Source organism: Planctomyces sp. SH-PL62, from assembly GCF_001610895.1.
Taxonomy (GTDB): Bacteria; Planctomycetota; Planctomycetia; order Isosphaerales; family Isosphaeraceae; genus Paludisphaera.
In genome coordinates this window covers 4,094,670-4,121,347 of the sequence record NZ_CP011273.1, presented here as the reverse complement: position 1 = coordinate 4,121,347, position 26,678 = coordinate 4,094,670, and the positions used below count along the sequence as shown (strand labels likewise).

The 26,678-nt window shown below is 68.6% G+C and carries 22 protein-coding genes; 13 read left to right on the top strand and 9 right to left on the bottom strand.

Annotated features, from left to right (window positions below):
- Nucleotides 1-74 precede the first annotated feature (74 nt).
- On the bottom strand, nucleotides 75-1,376 hold the full coding sequence (locus VT85_RS15980; protein ID WP_068417270.1) for an ABC transporter permease: 1,302 nt from the start codon (nucleotides 1,374-1,376) through the stop codon (nucleotides 75-77).
- Complete coding sequence (locus VT85_RS15975) at nucleotides 1,366-2,295, bottom strand: ABC transporter ATP-binding protein (protein WP_068417266.1); 930 nt, start codon at nucleotides 2,293-2,295, stop codon at nucleotides 1,366-1,368. Before VT85_RS15975 ends, VT85_RS15980 begins: the two co-directional genes overlap by 11 nt.
- A gap of 226 nt (nucleotides 2,296-2,521) precedes the next feature.
- On the opposite strand from VT85_RS15975, the gene tkt reads away from it, so the two are divergent.
- The gene (gene tkt, locus VT85_RS15970; RefSeq protein ID WP_156512893.1) at nucleotides 2,522-4,618 is read left to right on the top strand and encodes a transketolase; all 2,097 of its coding nucleotides are present in this window, start codon (nucleotides 2,522-2,524) and stop codon (nucleotides 4,616-4,618) included.
- 29 nt (nucleotides 4,619-4,647) lie between these two features.
- Nucleotides 4,648-5,598, top strand: coding sequence for a histone deacetylase (locus tag VT85_RS15965; RefSeq protein WP_068417263.1), 951 nt, complete (start codon nucleotides 4,648-4,650; stop codon nucleotides 5,596-5,598).
- On the opposite strand, the gene VT85_RS15960 is transcribed toward VT85_RS15965, so the two are convergent.
- Both VT85_RS15960 and VT85_RS15955 read right to left on the bottom strand, forming a co-directional pair.
- The gene (locus VT85_RS15960; protein ID WP_156512892.1) at nucleotides 5,585-6,832 is read right to left on the bottom strand and encodes a serpin family protein; all 1,248 of its coding nucleotides are present in this window, start codon (nucleotides 6,830-6,832) and stop codon (nucleotides 5,585-5,587) included. The genes VT85_RS15965 and VT85_RS15960 overlap by 14 nt on opposite strands.
- 170 nt (nucleotides 6,833-7,002) lie before the next feature.
- On the bottom strand, nucleotides 7,003-7,893 hold the full coding sequence (locus VT85_RS15955) for an NYN domain-containing protein (protein ID WP_068417257.1): 891 nt from the start codon (nucleotides 7,891-7,893) through the stop codon (nucleotides 7,003-7,005).
- A 474-nt stretch (nucleotides 7,894-8,367) separates the two neighbouring features.
- Here VT85_RS15955 and VT85_RS27705 point away from each other — a divergent pair, with 474 nt between their 5' ends.
- Nucleotides 8,368-10,356 (top strand): hypothetical protein, encoded by a 1,989-nt coding sequence (locus VT85_RS27705; RefSeq protein WP_068417254.1) that lies wholly within the window; start codon nucleotides 8,368-8,370, stop codon nucleotides 10,354-10,356.
- Between the two features lie 90 nt (nucleotides 10,357-10,446).
- Here VT85_RS27705 and VT85_RS15945 read toward each other — a convergent pair whose 3' ends face one another.
- The 3 genes from VT85_RS15945 to VT85_RS26815 form a co-directional block, all read right to left on the bottom strand.
- On the bottom strand, nucleotides 10,447-11,307 hold the full coding sequence (locus VT85_RS15945; protein WP_068417250.1) for a hypothetical protein: 861 nt from the start codon (nucleotides 11,305-11,307) through the stop codon (nucleotides 10,447-10,449).
- Between the two features lie 12 nt (nucleotides 11,308-11,319).
- Complete coding sequence (locus VT85_RS15940) at nucleotides 11,320-11,547, bottom strand: hypothetical protein (RefSeq protein ID WP_068417247.1); 228 nt, start codon at nucleotides 11,545-11,547, stop codon at nucleotides 11,320-11,322.
- A 171-nt stretch (nucleotides 11,548-11,718) separates the two neighbouring features.
- Nucleotides 11,719-11,868 (bottom strand): 30S ribosomal protein THX, encoded by a 150-nt coding sequence (locus tag VT85_RS26815; RefSeq protein WP_082858642.1) that lies wholly within the window; start codon nucleotides 11,866-11,868, stop codon nucleotides 11,719-11,721.
- Between the two features lie 151 nt (nucleotides 11,869-12,019).
- Between VT85_RS26815 and VT85_RS15935 the strand changes: the two genes are divergently transcribed.
- Together VT85_RS15935 and VT85_RS15930 are read left to right on the top strand one after the other, a co-directional pair.
- Nucleotides 12,020-14,533, top strand: coding sequence for a DUF1549 and DUF1553 domain-containing protein (locus VT85_RS15935; protein WP_082858641.1), 2,514 nt, complete (start codon nucleotides 12,020-12,022; stop codon nucleotides 14,531-14,533).
- 30 nt (nucleotides 14,534-14,563) lie between these two features.
- Complete coding sequence (locus VT85_RS15930; RefSeq protein ID WP_068417240.1) at nucleotides 14,564-15,889, top strand: DUF1501 domain-containing protein; 1,326 nt, start codon at nucleotides 14,564-14,566, stop codon at nucleotides 15,887-15,889.
- A 39-nt stretch (nucleotides 15,890-15,928) separates the two neighbouring features.
- Here VT85_RS15930 and VT85_RS15925 read toward each other — a convergent pair whose 3' ends face one another.
- Nucleotides 15,929-16,393, bottom strand: a complete 465-nt coding sequence (locus VT85_RS15925) for a hypothetical protein (RefSeq protein ID WP_068417237.1) — start codon at nucleotides 16,391-16,393, stop codon at nucleotides 15,929-15,931.
- A 202-nt stretch (nucleotides 16,394-16,595) separates the two neighbouring features.
- Between VT85_RS15925 and VT85_RS15920 the strand changes: the two genes are divergently transcribed.
- The 5 genes from VT85_RS15920 to VT85_RS15900 all read left to right on the top strand — a co-directional run bounded on the left by VT85_RS15920 (nucleotide 16,596) and on the right by VT85_RS15900 (nucleotide 23,178).
- Entirely contained in the window at nucleotides 16,596-18,587 is a 1,992-nt protein-coding gene (locus VT85_RS15920) for a YjhG/YagF family D-xylonate dehydratase (RefSeq protein WP_068417234.1), read from the top strand.
- A 321-nt stretch (nucleotides 18,588-18,908) separates the two neighbouring features.
- Nucleotides 18,909-19,565 carry a hypothetical protein gene (locus tag VT85_RS15915; RefSeq protein ID WP_197490786.1) on the top strand — a complete coding sequence of 219 codons (657 nt, stop codon included), beginning with the start codon at nucleotides 18,909-18,911 and terminating at the stop codon, nucleotides 19,563-19,565.
- 481 nt (nucleotides 19,566-20,046) lie between these two features.
- On the top strand, nucleotides 20,047-21,555 hold the full coding sequence (locus VT85_RS15910; RefSeq protein WP_068417231.1) for a serine/threonine-protein kinase: 1,509 nt from the start codon (nucleotides 20,047-20,049) through the stop codon (nucleotides 21,553-21,555).
- A gap of 89 nt (nucleotides 21,556-21,644) precedes the next feature.
- Nucleotides 21,645-22,547, top strand: coding sequence for a hydrogen peroxide-dependent heme synthase (gene hemQ / locus VT85_RS15905; protein WP_068417226.1), 903 nt, complete (start codon nucleotides 21,645-21,647; stop codon nucleotides 22,545-22,547).
- Between the two features lie 37 nt (nucleotides 22,548-22,584).
- Nucleotides 22,585-23,178 carry a Maf family protein gene (locus VT85_RS15900; RefSeq protein WP_068417224.1) on the top strand — a complete coding sequence of 198 codons (594 nt, stop codon included), beginning with the start codon at nucleotides 22,585-22,587 and terminating at the stop codon, nucleotides 23,176-23,178.
- Between the two features lie 19 nt (nucleotides 23,179-23,197).
- On the opposite strand, the gene VT85_RS15895 is transcribed toward VT85_RS15900, so the two are convergent.
- Entirely contained in the window at nucleotides 23,198-23,608 is a 411-nt protein-coding gene (locus tag VT85_RS15895) for a PleD family two-component system response regulator (RefSeq protein WP_068417221.1), read from the bottom strand.
- Nucleotides 23,609-23,932: 324 nt separating this feature from the next.
- On the opposite strand from VT85_RS15895, the gene VT85_RS15890 reads away from it, so the two are divergent.
- The 3 genes from VT85_RS15890 (at nucleotide 23,933) to VT85_RS15880 (ending at nucleotide 26,677) form a co-directional block, all read left to right on the top strand.
- On the top strand, nucleotides 23,933-24,922 hold the full coding sequence (locus tag VT85_RS15890) for a hypothetical protein (RefSeq protein WP_068417216.1): 990 nt from the start codon (nucleotides 23,933-23,935) through the stop codon (nucleotides 24,920-24,922).
- Between the two features lie 303 nt (nucleotides 24,923-25,225).
- Nucleotides 25,226-25,543, top strand: coding sequence for a hypothetical protein (locus VT85_RS15885; RefSeq protein WP_068417210.1), 318 nt, complete (start codon nucleotides 25,226-25,228; stop codon nucleotides 25,541-25,543).
- A 411-nt stretch (nucleotides 25,544-25,954) separates the two neighbouring features.
- Nucleotides 25,955-26,677 (top strand): BON domain-containing protein, encoded by a 723-nt coding sequence (locus tag VT85_RS15880; RefSeq protein WP_197490785.1) that lies wholly within the window; start codon nucleotides 25,955-25,957, stop codon nucleotides 26,675-26,677.
- The last annotated feature ends 1 nt before the right edge of the window (nucleotide 26,678 follow it).

Sequence of the window (26,678 nt, the reverse complement as noted above, 5' to 3'; positions counted from 1 at the left end):
ATCGAGCCCAACGACCGGACCGGCCGCGCCTCTCCCGACCCGGAGGCGCGGCCGGCGTCGTTTCGCGGCTGTGATCACCCCTTCAACGCCCACTTCGCCAGCTCGGCCAGGCTGGGCGTCTTGCCCTGCATCAGGAGTCCCGTCCGGAAGATCCGCCCGCCGGCCCAGACGCAGGCGAGGGCGGTGGCGGTCGCCAGGACGACGGAGAGGACGACCTGCCAGGCCGGGGGCGAGGGCTGCATCGCCATCCGCATGAGCATCAGAAAAGGGGTGGCCGGCGGGAACAGCGACATCCCGACCGACAGCGCGCTCGCGGGGTTCTTGAGCACGGCCGTCCAGGTGAAGACGGGGAGCATCGAGAGGACCATCACCGGCCACATCAGCGATTGCGCGTCCTTGAGGTCGTTGCAGGCCGCCCCCACCGCCATGTACAGCGAGCCGTAGAGCAGCACCGCCACGAACAGGAAGCCGACCAGGGCCGCCAGCAGGCCGGGCGAGATCACGTCGGCGTAGCCGTGATACGCCGCGACGCCGTACCCCGCGCCCAGGTACAGGCTCGCCAGCAGCATCGCCACGCCCGCGTTCCCCAGCAGCTTGCCCATCATCAGGTCGAACGGCGAGACCGAGCCCAGGAGGACCTCGCTGATCCGGCTCATCTTCTCCTCGATGACGCTGTTGAGGAGCTGCGGCCCGCTCGTCATGACCACCAGGAACACGGTGAACAGGAGGATCGCCGGGACCGCCATCGTACGAACCGGGTCGACCTTCCGCGCCACGCCGGCGTCGTTCCGATCGGCGAGTTGGAGGTTCTCGGCCGCGACCGGGCGACTCAGCCGCTCGGCCAGCGCCTGGTCGATCCCCGCGACTCGGAACCGCCGCGCGCGGACCTCGGCGTTGACCGTCTCCGTCACCCAGCGGCGCAAGAGGTCGTCGTTGGGATTGTTGGAGTGGTACTGGATCGTGGGGGAGCCCTCGGGCCCGTCGCCGGGGACGATCTCGACGTAGGCGTCCAGCTCCCCGCGACGGACCCGGTCGGAGAGGGCGAGCGCCCGCGCGGCGTCGCCGCCGGCCTCGAGGGCGGGAGTCGGCTCCAGCACGAAACGAGGCTGGGCGATCTTGCCGCCGGCGGCGTCGATCTGCGCGTTGTAACTCTCGACCGCCTTCGCGATCGTCGGGGCGAAGGCCTGGGCGTCGTCCACGACGACGAACCGCCGGGGCTTGGCGTCGACCTGCGAGCCCACGAAGAGTTGGAGCAGCACCGAGCCCCCCATGATAAGGGGGAGCGCCAAAAGGCTGATCAAAAACGACTTGGTGCGGACCGACGAGGAGAACTCGGCGCCCGCGACCACCTGGATTTTGCGGAGGTCAAGCGGCATGGATCGGCGTCTCCCGGATGGCGGCCTCTTGGGGGTCGGCGATGCGGACGAACACGTCTTGCAGCGAGGGCCGCGCGACCTCGAACCGGGTGATCCGCGTCCGATCGATCAGGGACCGGAGCAGCTCCTGTGGGTCCCCCTGGTAGCGGAGTTCCTGGAAATTCCCCCGGTCGCGGACCTCGCGGACGCCGGACAGGCCGTCGAAGGCGTCGACGCCGGCGTCGGACGCGACCCGGATCGTGTCGAAGCCGTACTTCGCCTGGATCTCGTCGAGGGTGCCGTCGAGCACTTTCTTTCCCCGGTAGATCATGAAGATCCGGTCGCACAGCCGCTCGGCGACGGCCATGTCGTGGGTCGAGAAGACGATCGTGGTCCCCGCCCGGCGAAGGTTGAGCACGGCGTCGGTGAGGACCTCGGCGTTCACCGGGTCGAGCCCGGAGAACGGCTCGTCGAGGATCAGGAGTTCGGGCCGGTTGAGGACCGTCGCGACGAACTGGATCTTCTGCGCCATGCCCTTGGAGAGCGCGTCGACCCGCTTGTCGATCCATTCGGAAAGCCGCATCACTTCCAGCCAGTGGGCGATGTCCCGATCCAGATCGGGCTGGCGGGCTCCTTTCAGGGCGCCGAAGTAGCGGAGCAGCCGCCGGACGGTCATCCGTTTGTAGAGCCCTCGCTCCTCGGGTAGATAACTGACCCCGTCGTGCGCGGCGCGGGTGTCGCGGTCGCCCAGGACCTCGATCTCCCCGTCGTCGGGGAGGAGGATGCGCATGATCATCCGCAGGGTCGTGGTCTTGCCCGATCCGTTGGGGCCGATGAAGCCGTAGAGCGAGCCCCGAGGCACGGTCAGATCGAGGCGGTCGACCGCCGTGACGCTGCCGAACCGTTTCGTGGCCCCTCGAATCGCGATCGCCGCGCTCATGCTCGCCTCCGGTCTGTTTCGTGGCCGGGAATCTCGACCGTCGGGAGGAAGTTCGTCGGATTCGCGCCACTATTGCGGGCAGGGTCGATCGGACGTCCGCCGGCCGTCGCGAACGTCCATTGTGTCACCCGCCCGGGGACCTTAGTCTAGGGAGGACCGTGCGAATCGATCCGAGAAGCGTCTCCGTCGTGCGTCGGCCGCGGAGTCTGTAGGAGTTTCCCGAGGCATGTCTTCTCCCGTGAATCAGCAGCCCGTCACCGCCGTGGACGACCCGATGGACAAGACGTGCATCGACACGATCCGCACGCTTGCGATGGACGCCGTCCAGAAGGCCAATTCGGGCCACCCCGGGACCCCCATGGCGCTCGCGCCGGTGGCGTATCTCCTCTGGCAGAAGCACCTCCGCTACGACCCGACCGAGCCGATCTGGCCCAACCGCGACCGCTTCGTGCTCTCGGCGGGCCACGCGTCGATGCTCCTGTATTCGCTCCTGCACCTGGCGGAGGTCCAGGCCGTCGATGAGGATTACGAGACCCTGGGCAAGCCCTCAGTCTCGCTCGACGACATCAAGAACTTCCGGCAGATCCACAGCCACACCCCCGGCCATCCCGAATACCGCCTGACCTCGGGCGTGGAGACGACCACCGGCCCGCTGGGGCAGGGGGTCGCGAACAGCGTCGGCATGGCGATCGCCCAACGCTGGCTGGGAGCCCGCTACAACAAGCCCGGCTTCGAGGACCTGATCGACTTCAACGTCTACGCCATCTGCTCCGACGGCGACATGATGGAGGGGATCTCGCACGAGGCCGCCTCGCTCGCCGGCCACCTGAAGCTCTCCAACCTCTGCTGGATCTACGACGACAACCGGATCACAATCGAGGGGAGCACCGAGCTGACCTACGGCGACGACGTCGCCGAGCGGTTCCTGGGCTACGGCTGGAACGTCACCCGCGTCGGCGACGCCAACGACCTCCGCCTCCTCGAACGGGCCTACGACGCCTTCATCCACTGCGACGACCGGCCGACCCTCATCATCGTCGACAGCCACATCGCCTGGGGATCGCCCAACAAGCAGGACACCAGCGGGGCCCACGGCGAACCTCTCGGCGAGGAAGAGATCCGCCTCACCAAGAGAGTCTACGGCTGGCCCGAGGACGCCAAGTTCCTCGTCCCCGACGGCGTCTACGAGCACTTCCGCAACGGGATCGGCGCCCGCGGGAAAGATCTTCGCGAGGCCTGGTTCAAGAAGCTGGACGCCTACAAGGCGAAGCACCCGGACCTGGCCGAGGAGCTGGACCAGATCCAGCGCCGGCAGCTTCCGGACGGCTGGGACAAGGACCTCCCCACGTTCCCCGCCGACCCCAAGGGCGTCGCCTCGCGGGAATCCTCGGGCAAGGTGCTCAACGCCGTCGCCAAGAATCTCCCCTGGCTGATCGGCGGCTCGGCCGACCTCGCGCCGTCGACCAAGACCCTCATCAAGGACGCCGCGTCGTTCGAGGCGGACGACTACGCCGGGCGGAACTTCCACTTCGGCATCCGCGAGCACGCCATGGGGGCGATCCTCAACGGCATGTCGACGGTCAAGCTCCGCCCCTACGGCGCCGGCTTCCTGATCTTCAGCGACTACGGCCGGGCCCCGATCCGCCTCGCCGCGCTGATGGAACTCCCCGTCATCTACGTCTTCACGCACGACTCGATCGGCGTGGGCGAGGACGGGCCGACGCACCAGCCCATCGAGCAGCTCCCGTCGCTCCGCGCCATTCCGGGCCTGATCGTGATCCGGCCCTGCGATGCCAACGAGGTCGTCGAGGCCTGGCGGACGATCATCCCGTTCCGCCGCAAGCCGGTCGCCCTGATCATGACCCGTCAGGCGATCCCCACGCTCGACCGCGAGACGTACGCCCCCGCCTCCGGGCTCGCCAGGGGCGCCTACGTCCTGGCCGACTCCGCCGACGGCGGTAAGCCCGACGTGATCCTGATCGGCACCGGCAGCGAGGTCTCGCTCTGCATCGGCGCCTTCGAGAAGCTCAAGGCCGAAGGCGTCAAGGCGCGGGTCGTCAGCATGCCGAGCTGGGAACTCTTCGACGACCAGGACCAGGCCTATCAGGACGAGGTCTTCCCCCCCGACGTCGAGGCCCGCGTCTCGGTCGAGCAGGCGTCGACCTTCGGCTGGGCCAAGTACGTCGGCCGCAAGGGGGCGACGATCGGCATGAAGTCCTTCGGTGCCTCGGCCCCGCTCAAGGATCTCCTGAAGGAGTTCGGCTTCACCGTCGACAGGGTCTATGAGGCGGCCCGGGATCAACTGGCGAAGTACGCCCGCTGATCGGGACGATCGATCCGGCGGGGGCCGAAATGGACGTCTTCTACACGGATCAGTTCGCGCTCCCGCTCCCCGCCAGCCACACGTTCCCCCTGGCCAAATACGCCCTCCTGCGGCGGCGACTGCTCGATGAGCGGATCGTCCCGCCGGAGTGGCTCCACATCCCCGACGCGGCCACCCCCCAAGAAATCCTCCGCGCCCACGACGCCTCGTACTACGAACGGGTCGTCGCAGGTCGGCTCTCCGAGTCGGAGGTCCGCGAGCTGGGGCTGCCGTGGTCGCCCGAGCTGGTGGAGCGTTCGCTCCGATCCTGCGGAGCGACGCTCGCGGCGGTTCGCTCCGTGCTGGCGGACGCCTCGCGATGCGGACCCGAGCGCGGCGGCCTTTGCGTCGCCGTCAATCTGGCGGGGGGGACGCACCACGCCTTCCGCGACCACGGCGCGGGCTACTGCGTGTTCAACGACGCAGCCGTCGCGGCCCGCGCGATGCAAGCCGAAGGGCTCTGTCGCCGGGTCCTCGTCATCGACTGCGACGTCCACCAGGGGGATGGCACCGCCTCGATCTTCGCCGACGACCCCGAGGTCTACACGTTCTCGATCCACGGCGCGAGGAACTATCCGCTCCGCAAGCAGAGAAGCCGCCTCGACGTCGAGCTGGACGACGGGACCGAGGACGACGCCTATCTCGCCGCGTTGGAGCCGGCCCTGGAGACCGCCATCGAGGAGTCCGAGGCCGAGCTGGCGATCTATCTGGCGGGCTCCGATCCCTTCGCCGGAGACCGCCTGGGCCGGATGAAGCTGAGCCGCGCGGGGCTGGCCGCGCGCGACCGCCTGGTGTTCGAGGCCTGCCGGGAGGCCGGGCTGCCGGTGGCGACGGCCATGGCCGGGGGCTACGCCCGCGACATTGAAGACACGGTCTCGATCCAGGCGGAGACGGTGCGCATCGCCGCGTCGATGAGCACGATGGAACTCAGGGGCGGCTGAGCCGGCCCATGAAAAGGACCGCGCCCGCCTGCCTATCGCGGATCAGGTAGAGGAACGGACGGTCGGCGCGGAACTGATACTCGCGCTGGGGGCTGATCGCCGCGCTCCGTACGCCGACGACGGCCGTCGCGGCTGCGGCCTCCGTGCCGGTCTCCTCAACCTCGACGAACGCCTTGTGGACGACCGCCGAAAGGTACACGCCCCGATCGCCGGTGATCCCCGAGAAGTCGGCGCGGGCCGGGTCGAAGGCCGACGGCATGCCGAGTTTCGAAAGGACCTCCTTGAGGTCGAACTCGGCCGTCGACTTGAACCGGGGGAGGCTCATTCTCACGCGGCCGGGGCGCAGGCCCGAGGACCAGGCGTCGATCTTCTCCGCGGTCAGCGCGGCTTCCAGCTCGCCGAGGCCGTCGACCTTGCGCGGGAGGACGACGAGCATGTCGAGCGAGCTGTCCCGGTAAGGCAGCGCCACCACCTGCACGGCGTCGTCCTCGAAGTAGGCGAGGCGGGTCGCCGTCTGGTGCATCATCTTGATCGGGACGGAGCCGCCTGCCGCCCGGAATTCGTCGTCGGTCGTGGCCTTGGCCGCGAACGGGAAGGCCCAGAGGCCCTTGAAATAAATAGCGCTCGTGAGGATGAACGATGTGCCGGGCCGGACGTGTTCGGGCTTGAGCAGGTCGCGGATCTTGTCGCGGGTCTGTTCGGCGACCCAGCGGTTGATGGTCTCGCGAGCGGCGTCGGGGGAATGGGCGAAATCGACGAGGTGGGGCTCGGCCCGGTAGGAGCGTTCGAGCCGCGCCGTGAAGTCCGGAAGGATCTTCTCGCTCCCGTCGAACCAGCCCGCGTTGGCCGTCCAGAGCCCGGTCGAGCGGTCTTCCGCCTCACCCTCGGGCCGTGGCTTCGACGACCCACGAACGGCGTCGACCAGGCCGCCCAGGCCGTCGTGCGCGGCGTCGCCGAGGCCGTCGAGATGGAGGGTCCGGGCGATCTGCTCGGCGGTCTCGCCTTTGGCCCCGGCGGCCGTCATCTCGACCGCCGTGGCGACGTTCAGCGGCGAGCAGAAGATGTTGCCACCGTCCCCGCCTCCGGCCAGCGTCCTGTACAGGTCGACCGTGAACCGCGACACCGCCGACACCGCCTCCACCGACGGCTTCTCTTCCGAGCCCTGGGCGACATCGAATGCGCCGGCCGCGACGGCGACGATCACCGCTACGGCCCCCGATCGAATCCTGGTCATGTTGATCCTCGCTGGCGATTTCAACGCGGTTTCCACGCCGGAAATTCGGAAAGGGACCGCGCCCGACGACACGAATCGCCCGGCGCGGATCACCACTGGGGAGTACGACGATCGATCCCCGACGCTTTCCAGAATCACTTCGGATCGGAGCCCGAAATCGCCGCGAGGTCTCAGCGATGCGAGCCCTGGCGGCCTCGACCGCGATGGGGAGCGGTGGAGGGGGACGGCCGGTCACCAGGCGCCGAGGGCGGGCGGGCCGCGTCGGCTCCCTCACCGCTGACGCGAGTCACCATGTAGGTTCCGCTCTTGGGGTTGCGCTCGATATCCACCAGCTCCAGGTTGTCGGCGTCTTCGAGCAGATGGGTGAAGCTGCGGTAGCCGAAGTAGCTCTCGTCGAACGACGGCATCTTCCGCTTCATGGTGTCCTTGATCATCGAGGCGTAGAGGACCTCGTGATTCTCGCGACGGAGGGCCGAGCAGGCCTCGACCAGCAGGCTGAAGACCTCGCGCTGCTTCTCGTCCAGGTTGGTCGGGAGATAGGCCTTCAGGTCGATGGCCAGCTGCTGCTCGTTCTGCTCCTGGCGTTCGAGGTCCTCATAGTAGATGAACTCGTCGCAGTTGTCGCGGAGCAGCTCCGATGTTGACCCCTTCATCCCCAGGCCGATGACGTGCTTGCCGTTCTCCTTCAGCTTGGAGACCAGCGGCGAGAAGTCGGAATCGCCGGAGACGATCACGAACGTGTCGACGTGCGGCTTGCTCCAGGCGAGGTCCATCGCGTCGACGACCAGGCGGATGTCGGCCGAGTTCTTCCCCGTCTGGGAGCGCTTGGGGATCTCGATCAGCTCGATCGCCGACTCGTGGAACGGGGCCGTGTAGTTCGGATACCGGCTCCAGTCGGCGTACGACTTCTTGACGATCAGCTTACCCTTCTCGACCAGCCGTTCGAGCACCTTCTGGATGTCGAACTTGACCTTCCGCTGGCTCTGAAACCCCATCGCCAGGTTTTCCAGGTCGATGAAGACGGCCAGGTTGCGCTCTCGCTCATGCTCGGTTTTAGACATGGATGACGACGCTCGCGAGCTTCGACGAATGGGATCGGAACCGGCGGGCTTCACGCGGCCTCCCCGGCCCAACGGCCGCCCGAGTACCGTCCGACCCGCCTAGACCGGCTCATGTTACGGCAATTCCCCCGCCGCCTCAACCCGACGATCAAAGATCAGCAAATCCAGTTATGTACCCCATAGGCATGTGGCCGTTCTCTCCGGTCGAGCCCATCCCCCGCCGAGGGTGCGCCCGCCGACGCCGGATCCGATGAGTCGCCCGGGCCGACCCCCCTCCCATTTTTCGACCTAGATTGGGGAAAAGAGACAACGTGGTTCAGGGATTGCTTATCATTAGGCGGCCTGGGCGAAATGAGAATTGCGTGCGACCCAGGGCCTTGAGGCCGTTCGGGCAAACTATGGAGAGCTTCCCGACCTGAAGCCTATGGAAGGGAGTCGCGACCACTCCAAAATTTGCATCGGGGGACGACGAGCATGAGAGTCGAGCGGGCCTCTTTCCGCCGCGCCGCCGTGGCGGGCTTGATCTACGGGCTTTTCCTGGCCCGAGCGGCGACGGCCGCCGATGAGCCGACCGCCTCCGCCCAGGGACCTTCCCCAACCAGCCAGGCGGCCGCCGCGACCACCACGATCCTGGCACCCCAGACCCAGGTGACCTACGAGACCGTCTACGACGTCGAGTGCGTCCAGGTACCGGTCACGACCAACCAGACCCGCTACCGAACTGAGTACCGCACCGAGACCGTCCCCGTCACACGGATTGAGTGCGAGACCGTCCCGGTCACGACCAATCAGACCCGGTATAAAACCGAGTATCGCACCGAGACCGTCCCGGTCACACGGACGATCGTCGAGAGCGTGCCGGTCACGACCAACGAGACCCGGTACAAGACCGAGTACCGCTCCGAGACCGTCCCAACCACCCGAACGATCGTCGAGAGCGTCCCCGTCACGGTCAACCAGACCCAGTTCCGTACCGAGTACCGGACCGAGACCGTCCCCAACACTCGGATGGTCGTCGAGAACGTGCCGGTCACGGTCAACCAGACCCAGTACCGCACCGAGCTTCGCACCCAGACCGTCCCCGTCGTCCGGACGGTCCCGGAGACCGTCAACATCCAGCAGACTTACACAGTGAGCACGCCCAAGCAGGAGACCGTCAACGAGACTGTGACCCGGACCGTCTACAACCCGGTCACGACGATGCAGAAGCAGCAGCAGTTCGTGACGGTCATGAAGCCCGTCACCAGGACGATCATGCAGCCGCAGACGAAGACGGTGATGACCCAGGAGGTCATGACGAGCTACGTCAACCAGTGCTACACCGAGAACGTCCCGGTCACGACCAACCGGCGGGTGGTCGAGGAGCAGGGGGGCTATGAGTGCCGGACGGTCCCGGTCTACACCTCGGCCCCGGCCGTCGATCCCTGCGGCAACTCGATCGGAACGGTCCTCGGCGGCGGTCACGGCTGCGGCCACAAGTGCGGCCATCGGCTGAGTCGGGGCGGGGGCTGCGGCCACTGCGGCGGCCACGGCGGCGCGGGACTTTTCGCCGGCGTCCTGAACAACGCGTCCGCCGCGACGGTCGACGGCTGCCAGGTCTCCTATACAACCCAGCAGGTCTACGTCTCCCGGCCCATCGTCCGTCTCATCCCGGAGACGACCTACATCCCCCAGACGCGTACCAGGACGGTCCCAGTCCAGAACGTCGTCCAGGTCCCCAGGACGACGACCGAGATGGTGCCGGTCAGCGTCACCGAGGACGCGCCGAGCCAGGAGGTCCGCACGATCGAGGTTCCGGTGACCACCATGCAGGCCTCGCAGGTCAGCGAGACCGTCCCCGTCACCAGGACCGTCTACACGACCGAGCAGCGGACCCAGACCGTCCCCACGACCCATTACAAGCAGGTCACCGAGAACACGACCCAGCAGGTCGGCGTCAAGGTGCCGGTCACCGTCCCCGTCACGGTCTACCAGCAGCAGCGGCGGTTCGTCACCGAGAACGTGACCCGGCAGGTCGCCGTCCAGATCCCCGAGACCGTCCCCGTGACGTCCTATCGCCAGCAGTCCCGGCAGGTGACCGAGAACGTCACCCGCCAGGTCGCCGTCCAGGTCCCGGAGACCGTCCCCGTCACCACTTATCAGCAGAAGTCGAAGCAGGTGACCGAAAACGTCACCCGGCAGGTCGCCGTCCAGGTCCCGGAGACCGTCCCCGTCACCACGTACCAGCAACGGACGAAGCAGGTGACCGAGAACCTCACTCGCCAGGTCGCGGTGCAAGTGCCAGAGACCGTCCCGGTGACGACCTACCAGATTCAGCAGCGGCGGGTCGCCCGCCAGGTCCCCGTCTGTCGGCAGGTGCTCGTCCCGGTGACGGTCCCTGCGCCCGCTCCCGTCGCCCCGGCGGCGCCGGCACCGGCGCCGTCCCCGCAGGCCTCGCGGGACGCCCAGAAGACCGTTCGCTGAGCCCTGACCCTCGTCGACCGACCCGATCCCAGGCGTGTGGGGGCGAAATCCCCCACGCCTCTTCATTTCGAAGACATCCGGACGTCGCGATCAGTCGGTGGACCAGCGCCGGGGGGGCGTGACCTCGAACCGGCCCTTGGGAGGGGCGAAGCGGACGCCGGTCTGCCAGAGTTGGTCGGGCTGATGCTTGGCGAGGAGGTATTTCATGACCACCTCGTCGGAGGGGGGCATGCCGGGGTCCTGGAACACGACGCAGAGGCGGCAGATGGCGGCCTTGGTCGTGGCGTCCCAGACCTCGATGAGCCCGTGAGGCCGGCGCGGTATTCGGTAATACTTGTCGCCGTTGCGGACGGTCAGGCAGTCGAACTGGCAGAACTCGTGGAATTCCTTGGGCTCGACCACGTCGCGCACCAGCTCGGCGGCGACCAGTTCGGGCACCCCTTGCTGATAATCGGCGGCGTCGATCCGAATCGGCTCGTCCGAGGTCGGCTGGCCCTGGCTCTTGCCTTCGATGACCCGAAAAACCTCGTTCTCGACGAGCTTGGCGTAGCCGGAACGGAGCGCCTGGCTGGCGATGACGAGTTGCGTGAACGAGGAGGCCGTGGCGACGACCTCGTGGGCGAACGAGGCGGCCTCGCGCTGGACCTTCTCCATCCAGTACCGCAGCAGCTTCAGCCGGTCGGACTCGGAGTATCGGAATCGACGGGGGCCGACGTCGGGGATGGTCAGGTCGACCTCACCCCGCTTGGCGTCGAACGTCTTGAGCACGCTGTCATAGGCGGCCTCGCCGCGGACGAAGCGTGCGGCGGCGTCGGCGTGGTTGGTGGTCCGGACGCGGACGACCCGATGCGTGGGCCGGGCGAGGAAAACCACCTCGCGGGCGTAGGGATCGGTGGGGCAACGGACGTCGTCGACGTCGATCTCCCAGCGCAGGTATCCGGTGCGAATCATCGCGAGAGCTTCTCAGCCTCCCTGCACGGCGGGGACGATGAGGATCTCGGGAGCCGTGGCGTCGAACTGGCGGATGAGGCGGGTCTGGCCCGGCCCGTCGAGCCGGAAGGCCATGCGGCCGGGAGTGACGTGTTCCGCGAACTGCGCGGCGGCGGCCTCGACGGTCTCGGGCCGCTGCTTGTCCCATTCGGCGAGCGTCAGGTCGCCGTGTCCGGTCTTGAGCAAGCGCAATTTGGCCATGGCTCATGATCCTCGATCATCGTCCTGGTTGCCGTCCCTGTCCCCTTCGACTGGAACAAAATCGAAGGCGGCACGCAACCCGAACCGCGACGAACGAACGGATGGACGCGCGTGCGTCCGGCGGCGAGGATCGGCCCCGCGACCGGACGCACGCGATCGATCCGAATCGGTTCAGCCCTGAGCCGGGGCCGCCGCGGTCGTGGCGTCGGCGGCCACCGCCGCCGCCTTGGCCTTCCTCAGCGTCTCCGCCTTGGGCCGCTTCTTGCCGAAAGTGCCCCGGAAAACCTTGCCCCGCTTGCTCCGCCTGTCGCCCTTGCCCATGGTCGGTGTTCCCCTCGCCTCCCGCTGGTCGTGCGGGCCGACGTCTTCGGTTTTTCCGTTTGCCGTTGCGTTTGCGTACGATACAATACATCCGACGTTTGTCAAAAGGACGTCCAACGTCGGTTCGCGACGGGAGAAGGAGACGAGCCCCATGCCCCGCCGACGGGTCGGTTCCATGATAGCGACCTGCGTGCTGGCCGCCCACGTCGGTTGCGGACGATCAGCGCCGCCGGTCGTCGAGACCGGCCGACCGCCGTCTCGGCCCGCTGAAACGGTCGCCGCACCGGCGTCGCGGACGATCCAGATCGACCCGACCACCTTCACGATAGCGGGCGACGCCCCGGGCCTGCAACTACTGGCGACCGAGTTCCGGGCCGATTCCACCGCCCGAGACGCCCCGTCCGGCCTTTCCTGGCGCGTCGAACCCGCCGGAATCGCGACGGTCGACGCCGGGGGCTACGTCCGGCCGCTCGTCGCCGGAACGGTCGAGGTCGTCGCCTCGGCGGACGGGGTCGAGTCCCGCGCCCGCGTCGTCGTCGAGCCCCGGGCTGGTCGTTCCTGGGACTTCGCCCGAGACGTGGAGCCGATCCTCACGAAGGGCGGCTGCAACACGGGAAATTGCCACGGTCGGGCCGAAGGCCAGAGCGGCTTCCCCCTCTCCCTCTACGGCTACGACCCCGACGCCGATTTCCTGGCCATCACTCGCGGAGCCGCTCAGCGGCGGATCGCCCCCATCGCCCCCGAGCGGAGCCTCGTCGTCCTGAAGGCGACCGGCGAGGCCCCCCACGGCGGCGGTCGTCGCCTGAGCGTCGGTTCGTCCGACTACGAGACGCTCGTCGCCTGGATCCGGGCCGGGGCGCCCCGCTCGCTCGGCGAGCCCGCCGCGGCGCTCGTGAAACTGACCATCGAGCCCCCCGCCTCCGCGATGTCCGGGCCCGGCGTCCGTCAGCTTCGGGTCGTCGCCGAATACGCCGACGGCCGCCGTCGCGACGCGACCCGGCAGGCCGTGTTCAAATCGCTCGACGACTCCACGGCGGTCGTCGACCCCCAGGGTCGGGCCGAATTGCTCCGTCGCGGCGAGGCCGACCTGGTCGTCCGTCTCGGAACCCTGGTCGAGACCGTCCGACTCTCCTCCCCGTTGAACCCGGACCTGGCCTTCGACTTCGCGAGCTTGCCGAGGTCGAACCTGATCGACGACGCGCTCTTCCGACGGCTGGAGACCCTGAAGGTCCCCCCCAGCCCGCCGGCCTCGGACGCCGCGTTCCTGCGACGGCTGACGCTCGACCTGACGGGGGGACCGCCTTCGCCCGAGGAGATCCGACGATTCCTGGCCGATCCCGACCCGGAGAAGCGGGGGAAGCTCGTGGATCGGCTGCTCGAACGCCCGGAGTTCGTCCAGTTCTGGCGGATCAAGCTGGGCGACCTGCTCCAGATCAGCGCGGCGAGGCAGGGGAACGGCGCCTACCGCTATCAGGAGTGGCTCGACGCCCGGCTGGCCGAGAACGCGCCCTGGGACGGCGTCGTTCGGACGCTTTTGACCGCCCTGGGGAACCCGAACGACCTCGAAGCCGGCGGCCCGGTCAATTACGCGATCGACGCCCTGGAGCCGACCGTCGCCGCCGAGCAGACGGCCCAGCGATTCCTCGGGCTGCGGCTGCGATGCGCCCAGTGCCACGACCATCCGTTCGACGTCTGGACCCAGGACGACTACTACGGATTCGCCGCCTTCTTCGCCAAGGTCAAGCAGACGGGGCGCGGGATGGGGGGGATGATGTCGAGCCGGGTCGAGATCGGCGTCGACCCTCAGGGCGAGGTGAAGCACCTTCGAACCGGCGAACCGGTCCCCCCGCGGCTGCTCGACGGCCGCGCGACGACGATCGCCGAGGACGCCGATCCTCGGGTCGCGCTCGCGGCCTGGATCACCTCGCCCGAGAACCCCTACTTCGCTCGTGCGACGGCGAACTGGGTCTGGGCCCAGCTTTTCGGCAAGGGGCTGGTCGACCCGCCGGACGACATGAGCCGGTCGAACCCGCCGGTCCATCCGGAGTTGCTCGACGCCCTGGCCGCGCGGTTCGTGGCGACGAAGTTCGACCTCCGCGAACTGATCCGCACGGTGGCCGCCTCGCAAGCGTACGGACTTTCGTCGGCGCCGGTAACCGGCAACGAGAAGGACGCCCGCTGGTTCTCGCACCAGTCGCCCCGGCCTCTTTCCGCGCACCAGATGGCCGACGCGCTGGCCCAGGCGACCGACGTCCCCAACCGATTTCCGGGCGCCTCGCCGACCCGTCGGGCCATCCGCGTGACCGACCCCGGCGTGGCGAGCGCGATCCTCGACGCCTTCGGGCGATGCCCCCGGACCACCGCCTGCGCCTCGGTCCAGACGCCGCCGCTCAGCCTCAGGCAGTCGCTCCTGCTGATCGGCGGCGACGTGGTCGACAGCAAGGTGGCGAACCTCAACGGCTACCTCGCCGCAGCCCTGGCGTTGGATCTGGAGCCGGAGGAGCTGGTGGAGAACCTCTACTTCCGCACCCTCTGCCGGCCGCCGACCCCCGAGGAGTCCTCGCGGTGGTCGGCCGAGCTGAAGCAGGCCGGGACGCTCCGGGAGGCGGCCGAGGACCTGTTCTGGGCGTTGCTCAACTCGCGTGAATTCGCGTTCAACCATTGATCCTTCGACCGTCGATCGGGGAGCCCCGCCATGCCGTCCCAGACGCGACTCATCGCCTGCCCGGGTCCCTCGCGGCGTGCGGTCCTGAAAGCCGGCGTGCTCGGCTTCCTGGGGCTGGGACTCGGCGAGGGCCTCCGCCTCCGCGCCCTCGGCGCGCAGGCCGCGCCCGGAGCGGCGGCCGGGAACTGCATCCTGATCTGGCTGGCGGGGGGGGCGTCGCATCTCGACACGTTCGACCCCAAGCCCGACGCGCCCGCCGACGTCCGGGGCGAATTCAAGCCGATCGCGACGCCGATCCCCGGCGTCCAGGTCAGCGAGGTCCTGCCCAACCTCGCGAAGATCCTCGACCGGGTCACCCTGATCCGCAGCATGACCTCGCCCGAGGCCGACCACGATCGGGCCTCGCATCACCTGCTGACGGGCTACCGGCCCACGCCGGCGCAAGTCTACCCGAGCTACGGCAGCGTCGTCTCGAAGTGGCGCGAATCCAGCCGGGGGCTCATGCCGCCCTACGTCGCCGTCCCGGACCCGCCGTCGTCGTCCCTGAGCGGCTACCTCTCCCCCGCCCACGACCCCTTCGCCGTCGGCGGCGATCCCAACCAGGAGGGGTTTCGCGTCAGCAACCTGGCGCCGCCGGATCGGCTGACGCTCGATCGGCTGCTCCGACGCCGCGCGATGGTCAAGAGCCTCGACGACTTCGCGCGCGACGTGCCGCCGACGCCCCTCACGTCGAGCCGGGACCAGTTCGCGGACCAGGCGTATTCGCTGATGACCTCCAACGCCGCCCAGGCCGCGTTCCGGCTGGCGGACGAGACGCCCGAGGTCCGGGAACGCTACGGGCGAAACCCCTTCGGCCAGTCGTGCCTCCTCGCCCGACGGCTGATCGAGGCCGGCGTGGCGTTCGTCACGGTCAACGACCGAGGCCCCGGTCCCCTGGGCTGGGACACCCACGCGCAGAACTTCCCGACGATCCGGGACACGCTGGCCCCGGCCCTCGATCAAGGGCTCGCCGCCCTGATCGTCGACCTGGCGGAGCGCGGGCTCCTCGACGACACCCTCGTCGTGATGATGGGCGAGTTCGGCCGCACGCCGAAGATCAACGCCAACGCCGGCCGCGACCACCACGGCCGGGCCAACAGCATCCTCCTCGCCGGCGCCGGGACCCCCGCCGGGCTGGTCCTGGGACGCACCGACGCCAAGGGGGACTCCCCCGTCGAAAGCCCCGTCACGCCGTCCGATCTGGCGCACGTCATCTACACGAAGCTCGGGATCGACCCTGAGCACAAGTACCAGACCCCCGACGGCCGTCCGCTCCGGCTCGTCGAAGCGGCCGCGCCCCCTCGGGAACTGCTTTGATGTGATCCGAAGCGAGGGGGCGCGGCGAGGCGTGGGGCGTCAAGTGGTCGCGGCTGCGGGCTTCTCGCAACAGGCGCGGCACGCCTTCTCGCACTCGCGGCAGATCTCGGCGCATTTCTTCATCATCTCGTCGTCGCCCCCCTTGGCGCACGCCTCGGCGCAGTCGCGGCAGGCGTCGGCGCAGGCCTTGTGGGCGTAGGCGGCCAGCGGGCTGTGACGGGCCATCAGGGTGACGGCCTGGACGCAGAACGTCTGGCAGTCGTTGGTCATCGCGGCGGCTTTGATGTGGACGTCGCGATGCTTGCAGTCCTCCTTGGCCGCTTCGGCCAGGCAGTGGGCTGAGGTCATGTTGCAGATCAGCGCGCATTCGCCCATCGTCTTCATGTGGGCGTGATGCTCCTTGTGCTTTTCATCCTTGTCGTCGTCGCCTGCCCTCGCCGAGCCGGTCGTCAGCAGTCCGGCCGCGCCGACGCCCAGCAGCGCCAGAAGTTCCCGACGTTCCATGATCCGTCCTCCTCAGTGGTGGGGAAGCTAGGGGTCCGATCGCGAGGATGGGGCGGCCGATCTCGACGGCCCCGCGCCACGGAAGGCAGCAAAGGCGGGGCCGAAGCCGACGAATCGGCGGGGTTGTGACGACCTCGACCGGTCGGCCATGATGAATCCGGGCGCAGCGGTGCGCCGGAATTCTCCCGCGAGAGGACGTGGCATGTCGATCGAAGTGGGCTCGGAAAATCGGGATTGGCGGGACGTGGTCGAGTCGCCGGACGTCGACTGGGACGGCGTGGCCACGAAGTCCGAGGGGCCGACCGGTTCGCTCCCCTTGACCGACGAGATGCTCCGGCTCTGGCCTTCCGGCGACCTCTTCGGCCTCTCCCAGAACGCCGGCATGGGCTGGACGCCCTCGGAAACCACGCGCGACCCATACCTGATCCTGAGCACGCAGGGGGGACTCCGCGCCGAGGACGGCTCGCCGATCGCGCTGGGGTATCACACCGGGCACTGGGAGATCGGCCTGCTGGTCAAGGCGGCGGCCGAGGAGCTGAAGCGGCTGGGGGCGGTCCCGTTCGCGGCGATGGTCTCGGACCCTTGCGACGGCCGCTCGCAGGGGACCACGGGGATGATGGACAGTCTCCCCTATCGCAACGACGCGGCGATCGTCTTCCGCCGGCTGATCCGGTCGCTCCCCTTGCGCAAGGGGGTGCTCGGGGTCGCCACCTGCGACAAGGGGTTGCCGGCGATGATGCTGGCGCTGGCGGGCGTGCCTCGGCTGCCGTCTGTGCTGGTCCCCGGCGGGGTCACGCTCCCGCCTCGCGAGGGCGAGGACGCCGGCAAGATCCAGACGATCGGGGCGCGGTACGCCCACGGCGAGATCGACCTGCAGACCGCCGCCGACATGGGGTGTCGGGCCTGCGCGAGCCCCGGCGGGGGCTGCCAGTTCCTGGGGACGGCGGCGACGGCCCAGGTCGTCGGCGAGGCGCTCGGGATGTCGCTGCCGCACTCGGCCCTCGCGCCGTCGGGCCAGCCGGTCTGGAGCGACATGGCCCGGCGGTCGGCCCGCGCCCTGGTGGGGCTCGCCCGCCACGGGCTGGCGTCCCGCCGGATCCTGACCGACGCGGCGATCCGCAACGCCATGATCGTCCACGCGGCGTTCGGCGGATCGACGAACCTGCTGCTGCACATCCCCGCCATCGCCCACGCGGCGGGCCTGCGACGCCCCGACGTCGTCGACTGGCACGAGATCAACATCCGCGTCCCCCGGCTGGTGAGCGTGCTCCCCAACGGGCCGACCCCGCACCCAACCGTCCGCGCCTTCCTGGCGGGGGGAGTCCCGGAGGTGATGCTTCACCTTCGCGAACTCGCCCTGCTCGACGAGTCGGTCTTCACCGCCTCGGGGACCACCCTGGGGCGGCTGCTCAACTGGTGGGAGACCAGCGAGCGCCGGAAGCGCTCGCGAGATCGGCTCTACCAGGAAGACGGAGTCGATCCCGAGGACGTGGTGATGAGCCCGTCGCGGGCCCGCGAGCGCGGGCTCACCAGCACCGTGACCTTCCCGCGCGGCAACCTCGCCCCGCACGGGTCGGTCATCAAGAGCACGGCCATCGACCCGAGCGTGGTCGATGCCGACGGCGTCTACCGGAAGCTCGGCCCGGCGCGGGTCTTCACCCGCGAGCACGACGCCGTGGCGGCGATCAAGGGCCAGGCCGAGGTCCCGATCCGCGCCGGCGACGTGATCGTCCTCATCGGCCGGGGGCCGGTCGGGGCCGGGATGGAGGAAATCTACCAGGTGACGTCGGCCCTGAAGCACCTGCCGTTCGGGAAGGAGGTCGCGGTCCTGACCGACGCCCGGTTCTCGGGCGTGTCGACCGGCGCCTGCATCGGCCACATCAGCCCGGAAGCCCTCGCGGGGGGGCCGCTCGGCAAGGTCCGCGACGGCGACCTGATCCGGATCGTGGTCGATCGCGTCCGGCTCGAAGGGACGGTCGACATGGTCGGCGCCGAGGGGATCGAGGTCGGCGCGGAGCAGGGGGGCCGGATCCTCGCCGGCCGGTCGCCGCATCCCATGCTCTCTCCCGATCCCGACCTCCCCGACGACGTCCGGCTCTGGGCCGCCCTCCAGACGGCCTCGGGAGGCGTCTGGGGGGGCTGCGTGTACGACGTCGACGCGATCGTGGAGGCCCTCCGGCGCGGGACCGCGTGACGGGATCTGCCGCCGCGGAGGTGGAACGATCCAAGTTTGGGGGCGAAACGGCCGATGATCCGGGTTGTAAGGCGTGAGATGGTCGATCGCTTGCGGGCGGCCGAGGGTCGGGGGATTCCAACCGGGGAAACCGGAAATTCCTAACAGACCATGCAGCCCGCGAACGATAACTAGATCACATGGACCGGTCGCGTTCAGGAAGTCGCCGGAACGATCGGTCGTCTCCACTCGAACAGGATAGCGATCCCGGCGCCACGAGGTCGACGAGGCTGGAACGCCCGTCGGCGTGTTCGCGCACGTTCCCAAGGAGGGGATAAGACCATGTTCCGATCCGCGCGGCACCTGAGCCATAAGACCCCGCGCTGGGTTCGCGGCCTTGCGATGGGTGTCCTTACAGCCGCACTGTGCACCACCCACGTCGGCTGCGGCCTATCGTACGTCTTCCGCAACATCGCGCCTCTGCATCCGACCGGTTGGTCGTTCGCCTGGCCGATCTTCGCGTCGCAGTCGCAACGGCTCGAGGCCGACATGGCCCGCGAGGAGACCCAGGGACGCGTCCCCATCCTCGACCCGATCCCGGGCGACTTCGCCCCCGCAGCCTGCCTGGACCCCCCGAGCGAGGAGGAGGTCTGGGACAAGGTGCCCAAATTCAAGAACGGCTCGCCGGTCTTCTATGAGACCCAGCGGAACAACGTCCGGTTCCTGATCGAGAAGATCGGCGAGAAGGTCGACCCCTGCAAGGTCTACCCCCTCGCCGGGCCCTGCCAGCTCGTCCACTGCCACTACAAGTGCACGGTGTACTACGACGAACTCTACTGGGCCGACTACCCGATCCCGTTCAACCACGTCGACCACAAGGTCGAGGTCGTCTACATCGACAAGGACCACCTCCGACGGTGCGCCGGCCCCCCGGCCGTCGACGCCCCCCCGGCCGTGCTCCCGGTCAACCCGGCGACCGGGGCTTCGATGACCCACTGATCGTATCCGACGCGACCGCGTCCCACTAACGAGCCGGCGTCCCGGGCTTCCCGCCCAGGGCGCCGGCTCTTTTCGTTGCTTCGCTCGAGCAACGGCTCACGTTTTATTAGAAATCAGAGTCACATGATGCCTGGTAGCCACGAATCTAGATTGCGTGGTCTAAGATCGACGTCGATGTGGAACCTCGACCACGCCGTTGCGAGCCGTTCGACTCGAACTCACGGCGGGCGAGGCTCTCGCGACGAGAGACCTCCCATACCGTCGATTCTTGACTCAACCCCCTAGCTCGATTCGTGTTCGGAATCATCGCAGTGACCCCAGCCAGGCGTTTGCGACCCCTGAGTTCGCCCCCCGACGGCGATCGCTTAGGTTATCTTCAGGAAAGTGGCGGCCAAACCCACTTCCCGTATCCGTCGCAGGTGGGATGCCTCAGCGAAGGTTCATCGAGCGAGATCGAGCCGAGTTCCAAGGAGTCCGGGATATGAAGCCTCCGGTTCGGATCGTCTGCCGGGGTTGCTTGCGGAGCGTCGAGATCGACGACGACGTCCAGCCTCCGCCGAGCGGATCCTGCCCCTACTGCGGTCAGGCGATGGATAGTCGGCAAGGCCTCAGCAGCGGGCCGTCGGTCGATCCCGACTCCCTCACCTCCGTCGGCGAGACCGCCCGGATGGACCGGGAGTCGACCTCCGAGTGGATCGCGACCTGGACCCGAGGCTCGCTGGGGGTGCTGAACCGGTTCCAGCTCCGCGACCGCCTGGGCGACGGGGGCTTCGGCGAGGTCTTCCTGGCCTACGACCCCCGGCTCGACCGCGACGTCGCGCTCAAGGTCCTCCGTCAGCCCAACCCCAGCGACCGCGTGATGGAGCGGTTCTTCCGCGAGGCCCGCGCCGCCGCCCGACTCGACCACCCCAACATCGTGGCGGTCTACGACTCCGGGTTCGACCGGGGCCGATGCTGGGTGGCCTACCAGCAGGTCAGCGGCAAGCCGCTCTGGTGGTTCTTCGATCATCAGCCCATCGCCCCCGCCGTCGCCGCCCGGCTGATCCGCGACCTCGCCGAGGCGGTCGACTACGCCCACAAGCACGGGGTGGTCCATCGCGACATCAAGCCGGCCAACATCCTCGTCGACGCCTCGATGCGGCCCCGACTCATCGACTTCGGCCTGGCCCGCCGCGCCGACCTCGATTCCAGCCTCACCCACGACGGGGCCGTCCTAGGCACCCCGGCCTACATGAGCCCCGAGCAAGCCCTGGGGTTCAGCCGGCAGGTCGACGAGCGCAGCGACGTGTTCAGCCTGGGCGTGGTCCTCTTCGAAGCCCTGGCCGGCCGCCGACCTCGCACCACCACCACCATCCGGACTCCCCCCAACGGCTCCTCCAGGATGGACGCCCCGCCCCCCGCCGAGGACTGGAACGACGTCGATGCAACCGTCCCCCCGGGCCTCGTCCGCATCTGCCGGCGGGCGACCGCAGACCGGCCCGAAGACCGCTTCCCGACCGCCCGAGCCCTCGCCGACGAACTCAACGCCTGGCTCCAGGAAGGCGACCGGCCGAGCAGCCCGACGCGACGCAAGTCGATGGGCCTCGCGCTCGTCGCCGGGGCGGCCGTGCTGACCGCCGCCCTCTTCCTGGGCTATTTCGCGGGAATGCGGGTCAACGGCTCACGGTCCCAACCGCCGGCCTCGCCGAGCCGCCTCCTCGACGCCTCGACCGATTCCAGGAGCGAGGCCCCGGCCCCGGTCGGACCAGTCGCCTTGAAGTTGAAATCGCTGCTCCGCCCCGCGATCGACGGCAAGGCCGTACTCATCGGAAACCGCAACAGCGCGATGTATCACAAGGCCGCCTGCCCGGCCGTCCGTCAGATCTCCGAGGAGAACCGCATCGAGATCGGGACGCCGGAAGCCGCCGAAGCCGGGGGGCTGACCCCTTGCAAGCACTGCCACCCCACCGACCCGAGAAAGGCGTCCGCCGGGGCCGAGCCAAGGCCTTGAGGCGAGGGGCGTGCCTTGCTCGCCGGGGCGGACGCGGCCTACAATCGGCGTCTGACCCCGACGAAGACGCGAACTGCAAGGGACCGGCCATGAATCAGGAGACGCCCGCGACCACCACTCCCGAGACCGAAGAGGCGAAGCCCGGGGCCGCCCGCCCCGCCCGAAGGCCGTCGCCCCAGCAGGTCCCGGCTTCGCTCGTCCCAGAGAGCGGCTGGCACTTCCTCCACCTGTTCTACCACGTCGACCGCAACCTGATGCTGGACCTGGATCGGGAAGACCTCCGCCTCGGCCGCGAGGCGTTCGTGGAGATCCTCGGGACCAAGCCGGAGGGGGTCGCGCAACTCCAGACCTTCGCCGTCCCCGGCCACAAGGCGGACTTCGGGATCATGCTGGCGGGGCCCGACCTGAAAGCGGTCCATAGCGTCGAGACGGCCCTCGCCGCTTCCCCCCTGGGTCCCGCGCTGACGCCGTCGTACTCGTTCTACTCGATCACCGAGGTCTCCGAGTACGTCCCCGACGCCGAGCAGTACGCCGCGATCCTCCGCGATCGCGAGAAGCTCGACCCCGAAAGCCCGATGTTCCAGGCCAAGGTCTCCTCGTACGCCGAGCGGCTCGGGCCGATGAACCAGCACCGCCTGTATCCCGAGTTCCCCGACTGGCCCTGCTTCTGCTTCTACCCGATGAGCAAGATGCGCCAGGGAGACCAGAACTGGTATCTCCTCCCATTCGAGGAACGGTCGGAGCTGATGGCCCAGCATGGCCGATCGGGCATGGCCTACGCGGGGAAGGTCAGCCAGGTCATTACTGCGTCGACCGGCCTGGACGATTGGGAATGGGGCGTCACCCTCTGGGCGCGGAATCCGCTCTTCCTCAAGGACATCGTCTACACCATGCGGTTCGACGTAAGCTCCGCGAAGTACGCCCTCTTCGGCGACTTCTACTTCGGCTACTTCCTCCCGCCGGAGGAATTGCTCGCCACCCTCCGAATCTGATCCGAAGCAAGCCCCCGCGCGGGGCGAGGGGCGCGACATGAGTGAAGACCGGACGCCCGACCTGATCCTGGCCAGCACGTCACCCTACCGCAGGGCGCTCCTGGAACGGCTGGGCGTCCCATTCCGAGGGGTCGCCCCGCCGTTCGACGAGGCGACCCTTGCGAGCGCGGGCCTCGCCCCCCGCGGCCTGGCGGAGGCGCTCGCCGCGTGCAAGGCGGAGAGCGTCCGGGCGAGTGCGCCCGACGCCGTAATCATCGGCTGCGACCAGCTCGTTTCGCTGGACGGCCTCGTGTTCGGCAAGCCGGGCGACGCCGCGACGGCGGCCGAACAGCTCTCGGCGATGTCCGGCCGGACCCACGAATTAATCACGGCAATGGTGGTGCTGGCCCCCGGCCGCCGCTTCGCGCATACCGACGTCACCCGGCTGACGATGCGCAGGCTGGACCGCAACGCGATCGAGCGCTACGTCGCGCGCGATCGCCCGCTCGACTGCGCGGGGAGTTACAAGTTGGAGCAGGGGGGCGTCGCCCTCTTCGACCGGATCGAGTCGGACGACCACTCCGCGATCACGGGCCTGCCGTTGCTGGCGCTGGCCCGCGTGCTCGCGGAGTTGGGGTACGAGATCCCCTGAGTCGTCTCGACCGCCGGGGTCAGGCTTCGTCGTCGAAGCCGCCGGCGGTCCGCGGGACGACCCCCAGGACCTTGTCGATGGATCGGACGAGCTTCTCCATCGCGAACGGCTTGCGGATGTAGTCGCGGACCCCCAGCATCTCGGCGTAAGCCCGGTGCCGGCTCCCCTCGTTGCCCGTGATCATGATCGTGGGGATGAGCCCGCCGGGACGGCTGCGGAGCTTCTCCAGCACGAGGAAGCCGCTCTTCTTGGGCATCATCATGTCGAGGATCAGCAGGTCCGGGTTCTCGCGCTCGGCCACCATCAGGCCGGAGTTGCCGTCGCGGGCGACGAGGATGCGATAACCCCGGTTCTCCAGGATCGTGCGCATCGATTCGACGATCTCATGGTCGTCGTCGACCAGCAGGATGGTGCGTTGTTGTGGGTGCATGGCGATTGGGTCTCGGGTCGAGGCGGCGCGCGATGTCTGATGAAGGCGCAACTCCAGTCTATCCCGCGCCCGGCGGCCAGGCAAGGGGCGGGGTCCGGGCGACGCGTCAAATAGTTTCGGCATGAAAACATGTCGAAAATCCGCCACGAATCCGCCCCCGCGGGGGAAAGGGGATCGCCCCCTTTTCGGCGGCCGTGGAGGAGATCATAATCGAGGGTGGCATTAGTCGGATCTTCAAATCACGGGAACGGGCGGGGCGCGCGGCCGGGCCGCGACGCGACGTCCGGTCGGGTTCGTCGACGCGAGTGGGGAGGGCGGGACTCGATGAGACCTTCGAACACCTGGCTGTACGGCCTCGGACTATCGGGGATTCTGGCCTTCGGCCTTGCGGGGTGCGGCGGGGGAGACGTCCCCGATCCCGGCTCCGACGAACTGGCCGCGACCGAAGACGCCGGGGACGGACCGGCCGAGCCGACCGCGCCCGAGCCCATCGCGGCCGAAGCGCCGCCGCCGCCGGCAGGCGAGGCGATCGCCGAACCCGCCGCCCCGCCGCCGGCGGGTCAGCCCCCGGCGGCCGGTCAGCCCTCGGCGGCCGTCGAGACGACGCCGCCTGCCGACGTCCAGGCCGCCGCGACCAAATCGGACACCGCCGACTTGCTGGCCCTCGCGACCGGCGCGGCGTCTCCCCCGTCGGCCCCCGCCGAAACGGACTCCGCACCCGGCTCGACGCCGGGAGCTTTCCCGGGCGCCGAGCTCGGGCCCCAACCCGGCGCCGGCGACCTGATGACGCCTCCAGGCGGACTGGGCGGACGTGGCGGCGAGCGAGGGCCGGGGTTTCTCGGGGGTGAGGAGGGTTCGTCGGGAATCCCCGGCGCGCTCGGCCTGGGCGGCAGCGGCGGCCCCGGGGCGAACGACCCCGGCGACACCACCTCGGCCCACGGCGCCGTGAAAGCCTTTCTTTATGCTCTCAAGCAGAAGGATCGCGAGCGTCTCTCCGAGGCCACGGCGCTTCGCGCCAGCACCGATGAGGGGGGCAAGTACCGCGAGTTCTTCTCCCGGATCATCGACCAGAGCATCTCCGACGCCGAACTCGACGACCTCGCGACCAAGCTCGAAGGCTTCGTCGACGCCGGGGACAACCAGGTCAAGAGCACCGGACGGCAGGGCGTCACCATCCGGAAGACGCTCAAGGACGGCGGCTGGCTCCAGCGGACCGTCACCGTCCGAAGGGAGAAGAAGGGTTGGGGGGTTCTGGACGTCTCGGGTCCCACCGAATTCAAGAACGCGCCCGCCCGCGGGGGACGACGACGCTGACCGCCGCCTCCCGTCGGTCGCTTCGTCACGCGAGGCGGCCGACTGGAGCTTTCTGCAAGAATTTTGAGACGGTTCGTGTAAAAACACCAAGGCCCGCGCCGAAATTTTCGGCGACGGGCCGATTTTTCCTCAAGTTTCCGACTTGCACCCGCCCCATCTCCACCTGAATCGACGGTCCGGGCCGTTTGGTACGGCGAGTGCTCTAGGAGCAGGACGCATACTTCGCCGAGCCCTCACATCCGACAGAATCCGCCAACTCACTGACGACCCGAAACAGGAACCAAGGAAGGAGCCTGTCAGGCCATGTCCGTCTCTCATCTCAATTTTAGCGGCGTGTTCGAGATGCTGGTCATGTTCTTTCAGACTTGTGGAGCCCTCTCGCTCTGTCTCCACCGCCTCACCCCCTATCGCTCCGCCTGGTATGGGCTGGGGCGGATCGGCGTGATCCTGTCCCTCTTCGGCCTTGGGATCTCCGGGGCCCTCTGCGGTCGTCACCACTCCGAGTTCGCCATCTTCGCCGGTGGAACCATGACGCTCATCCTGATCGGCATGACCATGGGAAACAGCAATATCGATGCCGTCAGCCCGACGCGCAACCTCGTCGAGCCCAAGGCGGCCTGATTCCGGGGCTTTTTTCCGCAACGTAAGTTTCACGACACCAACAACTTGACACTCCCGGGGCCACACGGCCCCGTTTTTTTTTCGCCCGCCGTTTGACCGCCCCCAAACCGTGCGTCATAGTTCCGGCGAATCAGGTTCTGAATCGTCGGACTGGCGCATTGCGACTCCCACCTCACTGACTCCCATCATTGGTCCGCCCGTCCTTCGATCCGTCCCTCTCGGCGACACGTCCGCGATGATCGGGGCTCGCCCCTGGATCGCCGCTGGCTTTCGCGAGCTGGACGACGACCTTCACGAAGGATTGTTCACCGACCCGAACGACGCCCCGCTCGCCGTTCGCCCCCAGGTCGAGTCGGATCCATGCGGGAGAAGGACTTGCCCAAAATGGTTGGACTGAAACGGATTTCAGCCGTGCTCGGTCTCATGGCCGTGACGGCTCCGATGGCGATGGGCCAGGCGACCAATCCGAACCAGGTGGTCGCCGACTCGGTCGCGGGAGCCCTGCGGACCAGCCGGACGCTGGCCTCCACCCGGATCGAGATTGAAGCCCAGGGCGGCCTGGTGACGCTCTCCGGCGTCGCCGCCAGCCCCGAGATCAAGTCTGAAGCCCTGTCTCGCGCCCAGCGGGTCGCCGGGGTGACGGGCGTGGTCGATCACATTCAGGTCGGCGACCAGGCGGTCCGCCCGGCCCAGTACGTTCCCCAGCAGGTCGCGATGGGCGGCCACGGCGGCGGCCACTTCGGCCACGGCGGCGTGGTCGGCGGCGGCCCCGTCGGCATGGGCGAAGGCGTCGTGAGCGGCCCCGGCGCCGGCCCCGGCGGCTTCGTCAATGACGGCGGCCCGCTCCCCGAAGGCCCGGCCGGCGGCGCCGCGGGCGGCGCGGTCCAGAACCAGCCGAACTACGCCTGGCCCAGCTACGCCCCTCCGGGCAACTTCTCGGCGGTCGGCTACCCCACCGCCTACCCCTGGCAGGCCTGGCCGAACATCGGCCCCTTCTACCCCTACCCGGAAGTCCCCCTCGACTGGCGTGCGGTCACCCTCCGCTGGGATGACGGCATCTGGTGGCTCGACTTCAAGAAGAACTACACCCGGCCGTTCTTCACCCCCTATCCTTTCGGCATCTTCGCTTACTGAG

Bases quoted from the DNA above. Each gene is read 5' to 3' on its own strand.
- VT85_RS15980 (WP_068417270.1), bottom strand. From the start codon at position 1,376: ATGCCGCTTGACCTCCGCAAAATCCAGGTGGTCGCGGGCGCCGAGTTC.
- VT85_RS15975 (WP_068417266.1), bottom strand. From the start codon at position 2,295: ATGAGCGCGGCGATCGCGATTCGAGGGGCCACGAAACGGTTCGGCAGC.
- tkt (WP_156512893.1), top strand. From the start codon at position 2,522: ATGTCTTCTCCCGTGAATCAGCAGCCCGTCACCGCCGTGGACGACCCG.
- VT85_RS15965 (WP_068417263.1), top strand. From the start codon at position 4,648: ATGGACGTCTTCTACACGGATCAGTTCGCGCTCCCGCTCCCCGCCAGC.
- VT85_RS15960 (WP_156512892.1), bottom strand. From the start codon at position 6,832: ATGACCAGGATTCGATCGGGGGCCGTAGCGGTGATCGTCGCCGTCGCG.
- VT85_RS15955 (WP_068417257.1), bottom strand. From the start codon at position 7,893: ATGTCTAAAACCGAGCATGAGCGAGAGCGCAACCTGGCCGTCTTCATC.
- VT85_RS27705 (WP_068417254.1), top strand. From the start codon at position 8,368: ATGAGAGTCGAGCGGGCCTCTTTCCGCCGCGCCGCCGTGGCGGGCTTG.
- VT85_RS15945 (WP_068417250.1), bottom strand. From the start codon at position 11,307: ATGATTCGCACCGGATACCTGCGCTGGGAGATCGACGTCGACGACGTC.
- VT85_RS15940 (WP_068417247.1), bottom strand. From the start codon at position 11,547: ATGGCCAAATTGCGCTTGCTCAAGACCGGACACGGCGACCTGACGCTC.
- VT85_RS26815 (WP_082858642.1), bottom strand. From the start codon at position 11,868: ATGGGCAAGGGCGACAGGCGGAGCAAGCGGGGCAAGGTTTTCCGGGGC.
- VT85_RS15935 (WP_082858641.1), top strand. From the start codon at position 12,020: ATGCCCCGCCGACGGGTCGGTTCCATGATAGCGACCTGCGTGCTGGCC.
- VT85_RS15930 (WP_068417240.1), top strand. From the start codon at position 14,564: ATGCCGTCCCAGACGCGACTCATCGCCTGCCCGGGTCCCTCGCGGCGT.
- VT85_RS15925 (WP_068417237.1), bottom strand. From the start codon at position 16,393: ATGGAACGTCGGGAACTTCTGGCGCTGCTGGGCGTCGGCGCGGCCGGA.
- VT85_RS15920 (WP_068417234.1), top strand. From the start codon at position 16,596: ATGTCGATCGAAGTGGGCTCGGAAAATCGGGATTGGCGGGACGTGGTC.
- VT85_RS15915 (WP_197490786.1), top strand. From the start codon at position 18,909: ATGTTCCGATCCGCGCGGCACCTGAGCCATAAGACCCCGCGCTGGGTT.
- VT85_RS15910 (WP_068417231.1), top strand. From the start codon at position 20,047: ATGAAGCCTCCGGTTCGGATCGTCTGCCGGGGTTGCTTGCGGAGCGTC.
- hemQ (WP_068417226.1), top strand. From the start codon at position 21,645: ATGAATCAGGAGACGCCCGCGACCACCACTCCCGAGACCGAAGAGGCG.
- VT85_RS15900 (WP_068417224.1), top strand. From the start codon at position 22,585: ATGAGTGAAGACCGGACGCCCGACCTGATCCTGGCCAGCACGTCACCC.
- VT85_RS15895 (WP_068417221.1), bottom strand. From the start codon at position 23,608: ATGCACCCACAACAACGCACCATCCTGCTGGTCGACGACGACCATGAG.
- VT85_RS15890 (WP_068417216.1), top strand. From the start codon at position 23,933: ATGAGACCTTCGAACACCTGGCTGTACGGCCTCGGACTATCGGGGATT.
- VT85_RS15885 (WP_068417210.1), top strand. From the start codon at position 25,226: ATGTCCGTCTCTCATCTCAATTTTAGCGGCGTGTTCGAGATGCTGGTC.